The 8871-nt window shown below is 34.7% G+C and carries 4 protein-coding genes; all 4 read right to left on the bottom strand.

Annotated features, from left to right (window positions below; genetic code table 11):
* Nucleotides 1-15: 15 nt before the first annotated feature.
* From Q0296_RS08770 to Q0296_RS08755, 4 genes are read right to left on the bottom strand one after another with little or no spacing between them, the layout of a single operon-like run.
* A complete protein-coding gene (locus Q0296_RS08770; RefSeq protein WP_298039456.1) occupies nt 16-633 on the bottom strand; it encodes a hypothetical protein in 618 nt (205 codons plus the stop codon).
* A 59-nt stretch (nt 634-692) separates the two neighbouring features.
* On the bottom strand, nt 693-926 hold the full coding sequence (locus Q0296_RS08765; protein WP_298039453.1) for a hypothetical protein: 234 nt from the start codon (nt 924-926) through the stop codon (nt 693-695).
* A 32-nt stretch (nt 927-958) separates the two neighbouring features.
* Nucleotides 959-7015 (bottom strand): hemagglutinin repeat-containing protein, encoded by a 6057-nt coding sequence (locus Q0296_RS08760; RefSeq protein WP_298039451.1) that lies wholly within the window; start codon nt 7013-7015, stop codon nt 959-961.
* A gap of 9 nt (nt 7016-7024) precedes the next feature.
* Nucleotides 7025-8797, bottom strand: a complete 1773-nt coding sequence (locus Q0296_RS08755) for a ShlB/FhaC/HecB family hemolysin secretion/activation protein (RefSeq protein ID WP_298039448.1) — start codon at nt 8795-8797, stop codon at nt 7025-7027.
* Between the last annotated feature and the right edge of the window lie 74 nt (nt 8798-8871).

Below are 8871 nucleotides of genomic sequence, written 5' to 3'. Positions count from 1 at the left end.
AATTTATCCTTTAGATTATGTCGTCTCTATAAATTTAATAGCTCTTTTAAGTACAAAATTTAGCCTATCAACGCTTGTCATCGCTTCAAATTTGCCGTCATCTAGCTTCATATAACACCAGCTTTGACCACTATTTTTTAAATACTCATATCTTGTTTTATTGTCAATATTTATATTTATTTTAACTAGTTCATTTTCAAAATTTAGCTTAAGATTAGATATTTTGCCTAGCGCTTGAAGGTCGTTTATAGCCTTTAGTCTTAGTTCTATGCCATTTTTAAGTCTATTTTGCACAACTTCTTTATCGATCTCTCTTTTTCTTTGCATAAAATTTTCTATAACAGAGGGTTTTATATCTACCAAATCAAAATAATAACTATCAAAGCTAGACGCCATTTCTTCGTATGCAACGATAGTTGCGCGGCTATCTTCTGAGAGCCTCCAAGAACTTGGCGCAAAGTTATCTAAAATTTCAAAATATTTAGAATCGTAAAAAAATGGATACCATCTATTGTTATCATAAATAAGAAAGCTAACTTTTGTCTCTTTAAAGCGTAAAGCATAAACTATATATTTTTTATAAAGTCTAAAACCCCACTGTTCGTCATCGACTTTTACACATCTAACTATCATTTTTTATCCTTAAATTTTTAAGTGCCTCGCTAAATGAGTAGTCTACTGTTTTTCTTTAGCTACTGTGCAATCAACCACTCATCTTTTTTTACGCCAAATTCAAATTCTGCTTGCCCAAAGGCATCTTCTAAAGTCTCATGATACGTATCTGCCTGCTCTTCTCCAAATTTGTCAAGATAAAACAAATAATATCCTTCATTGTCGCTATACTTTACGATACTTAGTGCAAATGGCTTTGGCAAAAGAGTGTTGCCAGAATAGTGAATTGTTTTTGGTATCTGCCCCAATTGCACATTGTCCTTTAAATAAATCTTATAAAGTTCTCTCATTTTTCACTATCCCTAATAATTTCTACAGCCGTATTTTCTATTATTTTTCCACCACTTTTAATTGGTTGGTCATATACCTCGAAATGGGCATGATGTTTTTTTGACATTGTTTCATGTTTTCCATACCTGATCTGCCTAGTACCATCTTTAGAAACATATCTTCCATTTGGTAATGAAATATAATCTTTTCCAAGCCATCTTTCAGCAGAAATCAAAAAATTATATTCAGTTATTTTACCACCATCAAACTCTGGAGCTCTATTTTTTGAAGCGCCCTTTTCTATTCTGTTTAAAACCCTGCTAACTTCTCCAGCATTTTTAATGGCATACCCAGAAAAACTACTGCCAATGGTATCTAAATCTTCAAAGATTAAAGAGCCTAACTTATCCTTAACTAGCTTTACACCTTTGCCACCTAAAGCTATCGCATGGACTGCGTTACCTGCTAGTTCACCACCATGTTTATTATAGCCAGCTTCATCTTTTAAGAAGCTATCTAGACTTACTTTTTCATAAATTTCTCTTAAGTGGTATCCATGCTCATATCCTGATCCTATAGGGTTTATAGCTCCTAGCAAGATATCTTTTGAGCTATTTAGTGGATCAGATACTATATAGCCAAATATATCTTTATATGGTTTTATAAAGCCAGAAGCTAGATCTGAGGCAGAGAATTTAAGAGTATTATCTTGATCTTTTATGCTAAGGTATTTTTCATAAAAGTCTTTATTGTCATTATAGCCTTGTAAATTTGAATACCTATCGTAATACTCTTTTTTAGATGTGTTTGATATATCATTACCATTTACTAAATGGTTGTTAGAGATATTTAAATTATCTTGTATAAATTCTTTTGCTTTTAATATCTCTATAGACTCATCACTACTTAGGTTGTTTATATAAAAGTCGTTGGCGTCACTATCTACACTAGAATAATATGCTTTAGCTACTATGCTCGTTGCTTTATCCAGTGATATACTCTTTTCTTTTGCATAAATTTCTGATAGCTCTTTGATCTTATCGGTTTCTCTTTGATGAAGCTGTCTATTATAAGTATCTGCACTTGTAGTTATCTTATATCCTGTGTTTGCTCCTTTATCGCCATTAGCTATACCTCCAGCTATTATGCCTATTAGCTGAGATGCTAGTAGGCGTTTGTTGTTATAAGCTTCTATCTCTTTAGTGCTCATATTTGATGTATCTTTATATAAGATGGAAGATAGTGCTTCATTTACAGCCCCACTTAATGCACCAGCTGCAACGTTTTCATGAGATAGCTTTGCTGATAGTGCTCCTACGGCTGAGTGAAGAGCTATCTTACCTAGACCTGATTCTTTAAATAGTGAGTTAGAGTTTATATTTGCTTCACTGCTTGAGTAGCTTCCTACTGCCTTGTAAGCATTGTCTGTTGCTTTAGAGATTAAATTTGATAGTAGTGCATCTTTAAAGTTCGTTTTATAGATGGCAGAGTTTATTGCTGCGTTTGATGTGGAGCTTAGTAGATCTGCATAAGAGAAGGTATAAGTTGGTGTATTTATGATATTAGTATTACTTAGAGTGCTTATACTTGATATATAGCTACTAACATATGAGCCTACCCCTGCACTAATGGCTGATTTAGCTAGGGATGATGTATCAAATTTTACCTTGCCATGAGATAAGAGGTTGTTTGTTAGCTGAACAGTTGAGTTTGCTATGACAGCTGTTGTCATAGCTGATATGGCTGCACTTGCGGTTGAGCTAGCAGCTGCTCCAAGTGCTCCAGCTACAGCGGTTCCAGCTCCTGCTGTTAGAAATGTAACGATGGCTGTTATTATTAGAGCTCCCATTCCACTAAGAGTAGTTGTCTTATCTTCCCACTCTTTAGAATTTAGGACTGCTTTTACTTGATTTATCGTCTCTTCATCTATTGGAGTATCTGAGTTTGATCTTAACTCTCTTATAACTCCCTCTTTAAATTCCTCTGAGTTTAAAGAGTCGTTTATAGCCTTAAAGGCTGTAGTGTCTAGCTTGTCTGTTATATCTTTACCATTTAGTGTAAATTTATCTTTTACCTTGATGATAGCTGGTATCTCTACCTCTTCTATCTTGCCTTTTGTTTTTATAGTAGCTGTTAAAACTCCTGCGCTATTACTTAGAGTTGTATTTACAGATGTGCTCTTTGATGAGACTAAATTTAAAAGCTTTGTATTTACATCTACATTAGTAGCCTCTATTACAGATGCTAGAGCATTTATGGTATTTGAGCTTAGGCTTATATCTTTTGCCGATAGTGTGCTTATGGCAAGATTATAGTTTGAGCTGCTCTCTTCACCATTTGATTTTATTAGATCGCCAAAGCCTGAGTCTTTAAATTTAGATGAGCTCTCTAAGCTATATGAGGCTGGGAGTAAATTTAGATTATCAGCTTTTATATCTAGACTCTCATCTGCGCTGATATTTGAGCCTATAAGTGTAGTATCTTGGCTTGAGGCTATGTTTATGTTTTTGGAGTTTAAATTTGAGCTAACAACCTCTTCATTTTTAAAGCTAGCTGACGCGCTTTGTTTGCCGAGAATCTTTCTAGATGTAGATTCTGATTTGGTATTAGAGATGCTATTTGTCGATGAAATTTCTATCGCTTCATTAGCCTTTAAATTTAAGTTCTCTTTAGCATCTACATTTGAAGCTACTATGTTTATATCTTTATTGGCATTGATATTTATATTATTGCCAGCTTTTATGTTAGAGGCTTTAGCTTCTAGGCTGTTGCTTTCAAATTTGGTAGATGTTTTTCCTATTACAAATGTAGGTGTGCTAAGAGAGCTAAATTTATCTTTTGCCTCTTTTAGAGGGTTTAGCTTTCTTTTTAGATCGACAACGATATCTTTTAGCACTTCATTAGGCTTTAAGATACCTACTCTGCTACTCTTGTGCTCCTCTTTATGGTAGCTTTCATCATTAGTGTTTGATATAGTTATAAGCTCTGCGTTTAAATTTATATCATTGTCTGAATTTAGGTTTGCACCTTTTAGGCTAAGAGCACCTTTGGCATTTAAATTTATATCACTTCCTGAGTCTATGGTACTATAAACTGCCTTTTTGCTACCATTTGCTACAAGATCAAAGCTACTCTTATAAAAGGCATTTGGGTTTAAAGATATTTTGCTCTTTTTAGAAGAGTGTGAGCTAGCCTCTACGTTGTAGCCATTTTCAAAGAGGATATTGTTGTTTGAGTTTAAATTTATATCTTTGTCTGATTTTAGTTTAGATGATACTAGATAGATATCGTTAGCTGAGTTTAAATTTATATTATTGCCTGATTTTAGGCTAGTGCTTACTACCTCTGAGCTTATGGCGCTATCTATGGTTTGCTTTTTAGAAAGGAGCGATTTAGAGCTATTTATAGCGGTTGCCTCGCTAGTGTTTGACTGTGCTGCTAGTATGATGTCACTAGCATTTAAATTTATATCTTTTAGTGCGTTTAGATGAGACGATGAGACTAAAAGAGCATTTTTAGCATTTAAATTTATATCCTTAGCGTCTAAATTTGCAGCGCTTACTCTTTTTACACTCTCATCAAATTTCATACCTTTAGAGCTTGCGTGGTGAGTGTAGCTAAACTCATCTGCTTTTATCTCTATATTATTGCCTGAGTTTAAATTTATATCTCTACTCGCATCTAAATTTGAGCCAGAGACTTTTATATCATTGCCAGCTTGTAAATTTATATCGTTTGTAGCTTCTAGGTTAGAGACTTTGCTAAACTGAGATTTGCTTTGATCTAAATTTATATTATTCTTTGCATTTAAGCTTAGATTTTTAGATTTTAGATCAGAGCTATCTATCTCTATATCATTAGCCGCAATGTTGGCATCTCTACTAGTTACTAGTTCTGCACCTTTTAGCTTTATCTTTTTATCTGCATTTAAATTTACATTATCAGCCACTACGCTGCCAGCTAGGCTTATGTTGCCTTTGGCGTCTAGGTCTATGTTATTTGCCATTACTAGAGCTGAGGCTTTTACGTTTTTATCTTTGGCCTCTTTTTTAAATTTACTTATGCTCTCATTTCTTGCTTCATATAGACTATCAAGGATGTTTGCTATATAAGCTGAGTTTATACTATCAAGGCTGTAGTAATACCCTTGGTTTTTCACTCTTCTATTTAGGTTTTTAATAATTGGGCTATTAAATATTGGCTCAGAGAATTTATCCAGATCAACATTTGCTAGCTTTATATCATCATTTAGTGCATAACTTGAAAAGTCTTGTGTGCTTCCTACTATATTATTGCCCGCTGCAAAGACTGCTGGCAAGCCAACATCTGTGTATGAGAAGTTAAAATTTGTGCTTTTTCCGCCCTTAGTTACCCATTTGCTTTTAAATCCTCTCCTATACCATTTCTTTTTCTCTTTCCATTTATAAACGCTATAGTTATTTACGTGGTTATTTAGCATTAGAGCTATGTTTTCTACATTATCGCTATTTAGCTTTAGATCTCCTCCAGCATATATAACACTCTTATCGTTTAAGACATCGTTTACATTTAAATTTATATCATTGTTAGCTATTATGCTACCTGGGATAAAATTTGCCTTATCATCTTCGTTTAGAACATCTTTAACTATACTATATGTGATAGTTCTTTTTTGTTCATTATTCTTTGCTCTACTAGTATCTACTAGTGCTTCATTTGTATCATAGTCTAGTCTTAGGTTGTGAAATATCTTTTGGCTAGTGCCAACTAGATGTGAGTCTTTGTGTAAATTTAGAGCATATAGAGCGCTATCTTTATTTATAGCCTCTTTTAACACTAGCTCATTTACCTCGTTTTCATCTAGCTCACTTATATCTTTGCCTAGCTTCTTAGCTAGTTTCACACTTATTTTTTCTTTTAGTTCTTTTAAATTTACGCCAAGCTTATATCTATTGACACCCTCTTTTTTTAGATGCATAGTGCCTTGTTTATGCACTGTATCCACCCTAGCCTGCGAGCTTGAGTTATTTACCAGCTTTTTAGCCTCTACATTTATATCTTTAGCATAAATTTGACTTGAGGTATTTACCAAAGTATCTGCTTTTATGTTAAGAGTATTTTTTGCACCTATTAGCGCTTCATCTTTGTTTGTTATAGTATTTGCTTTTATGTTTGCATCTTTGTTAGAAGCGATAGCGCCGGCATTAACTATATCGCCATCAAGGCTTATCTCTATGTTGTTATTTGCTATCACTAGGCCATTATTATTTACGCCTACACCATTACTTGTGCCAACTAGTTTGATTTTATTAGCATACATACCGCCAAGTGCGCTACTATCTAGGCTAAAGCTGTTTTCTTGGTTTTTAGTTTTTACGTCGTTATATAGTTTGCCATTGCTTGAAGCAACCGCCTTTTCACCGATGATGTTTAGCTCATTTGCGTGGATATTTGAGTTTAAATTTATGGCATTTGAGATCACATTAGTATAGTCGCTGCTCTTATCGTTTAGGCCGTCCCCTACGATGTCGATTGACTTATCAGATATTAGCTCTATCTCTTTAGGACTTAGTTTATTGATATTGCCTGTTGTTAGTGTGAGTGAGCGAGAGTTGATCATATTTAGACCATCTACGCTTATGCCATTTGGGTTTGCTATAACCACATCAGCTCTGCTACCTGCAACCTCTAAATTTCCTTTTAGAGATGATTTCTCAGCCGAATTTACTTTGTTGATAATAAGGCTTGCCTCTTTATTTAGCCTATAGTTTGCATCTATCTGGCCAGCTATCTTAGTGTCTATGTTTTTGTTAGAGTTATTAAGGATAGTGCCAGTGGTTGGCGTATTAAACCTACTATATTCGTTCATAGAGACGCCCTTGCTATCAGGGTTTGTGATGTTTATTATTAGCGTCTCATTAGGAGCTTTTAGTATATCAGGGCGGTTACTAGCACCTGGATCAGCTATGATACTTGGCTCATTTGCTAATGCTGGTGAAGTGGCAAGTAGCAAAGAGAGACTTACGTAGAAATTTAAACCTATGGTTAAAAGGCTAGGCTTTTGTGCATTTGAAATTTGGTTGTTCTTTAGCATATTTTATCCTTAAAATTCGTAGCTTATGATGAAATTTACATTTGTTGATTTAGTTTCAAAGCTCTTTGGTTTATAAAGAGGTTTAGAGACAGATATGTCGTAGCTTAGGTTGTTGTAGGCTTTTATGCTGCCTCTTAGACCTATGGCGTATCCTGCAAGGGTGTTTTTATCCTTTATACCACTACTTGCTGCTCTTACCATGCCAGCGTCAAGCCCTGCATAGATAGAGTTGCTCTTATAGTAGTTATATGAGAGGGTATTTCTTACGCTTACTCCGTGGTTTCCAACAAGCGAGCTCTCCCCGTCAAATCCCCTAACACTGTAGTATCCACCGATACTAAATTTATCCTGCAAGCTTAGTTTATTTAGTCCATATCTTGCGTTGATATTTAGATCGTAGCTTAGTGGAAGTTCAAATTTATATTTGTAGTTCAGGTTTAAATTTATTAGAGCAAACCTAGATGTTGCCTCGCCGCTATCTTCTAAAGGATCTGGCTGTGAGTTAAATATACCAGTGCCCTTTTTATAAGCCAGCTTGGCGCTAAAAGCTTGATTATATGAGTTGTAGCTTGATTTTACGCCTACCTCATATCCAGCATTTCTTCTAGCTTGGTTATCTAGCTCGTAGTCCTCTAGGTAGTTTTTATTTTTTCTCTTAAATAGCTTTACATAAGCGCTATTTTTAAAATTTGAGTCCCTATAAAATGTATAAGCAAGGCTTAGTGAGTCACTCTCGCTTCTACCTTTATATGTGTAGAGATTGTAGGCTGCATTTATGATCTGGGCGTAGTCATACTTGCTCTTTTCATACTCAAGCATAAAGTAGCCAAATGGGATACTAAAGCCGTAATAGTAGTTATTTGAAGCTCCGTGATCACTTGCGCCATTAAATTTATTTGTGACCTCATATTTTTTAAATATATCTTTGCCGCGTGAGAAGCTAAAAATTTCGTTAAATCCAAGTAAATTTAGCGTGCTTAAATTTAGCATGCCCTGGTACTTGCCGCTTTGTTTTGAGCCAAGGTTGTCAAGGCTGATAGCAGCCTTTAGTGGGAAGCTATCAACCCTAGTGATCACTATATTTGAAAAGCCAGCTCTATTTGAAGGTAAGAATTTAATGCTAACGTCATTTTTCGAGACGTTTTGAAGTGACTCAAGAGCCTGCTCGATATCTCTTATATTTGCTAGTTTATTTTTATGAGAGTACTCACCAAATGCGCTAAATAGGCTCGCTCTATTTCTTTGAGTGTCAAGCTCATTGATGCTTATATCATCTATTAGGCCAAGATTTATCACAAACTCTAGCTTGGCATCTTTTAGACTCTTTGTAACTAGGCTAGCACTTGAAGTGATATAGCCACTTTTTATTATCTCGTTGTTAAAAGAGTTTATGATTAGATTGATAGAGTTTTTGCCAAGACAGCTGCCTGATTTAAAGTCAAGCTTGTTTAAGCTAGTCTCTAAAATAGAGCTAAATTTAGAAAAGTTATCTTGATATGCTTTTCTTATTATAGCCTCATCAGCACCACTGCTAGCGTTAAAGCTAGCTACTTCGTTCTCACTAAGAAGTGAAATTTTATCTATTTTAAAGCATGGGGTTTCGTTTAAATTTAGCTTACCTTCTGAAGTTGGTTTTTCGTTAAGCAAATTTATGTTGGAGCTTTCGTTAAAAGAGCTTGCCATATTCGCTCTAATCTCTTCATTGTTTAACTCATTTTTTAGATTAGTCTCATTAGCAAGTAGCGCAGCACACACCATGATTAAAGATAAGAGAGTTCTCATCTTAACCTTCCTTGGAAATAACTATAAAGTTATATTTTTTAAAATAATTTAGTGACATTATAAAGGATGTAATC

The sequence above is a fragment of the uncultured Campylobacter sp. genome, assembly GCF_937890585.1.
In the GTDB taxonomy this organism is placed as follows: Bacteria; Campylobacterota; Campylobacteria; order Campylobacterales; family Campylobacteraceae; genus Campylobacter_A.
Note: the sequence above shows the minus strand (reverse complement) of the source record. Positions and strands in the feature narration are given on the sequence as shown.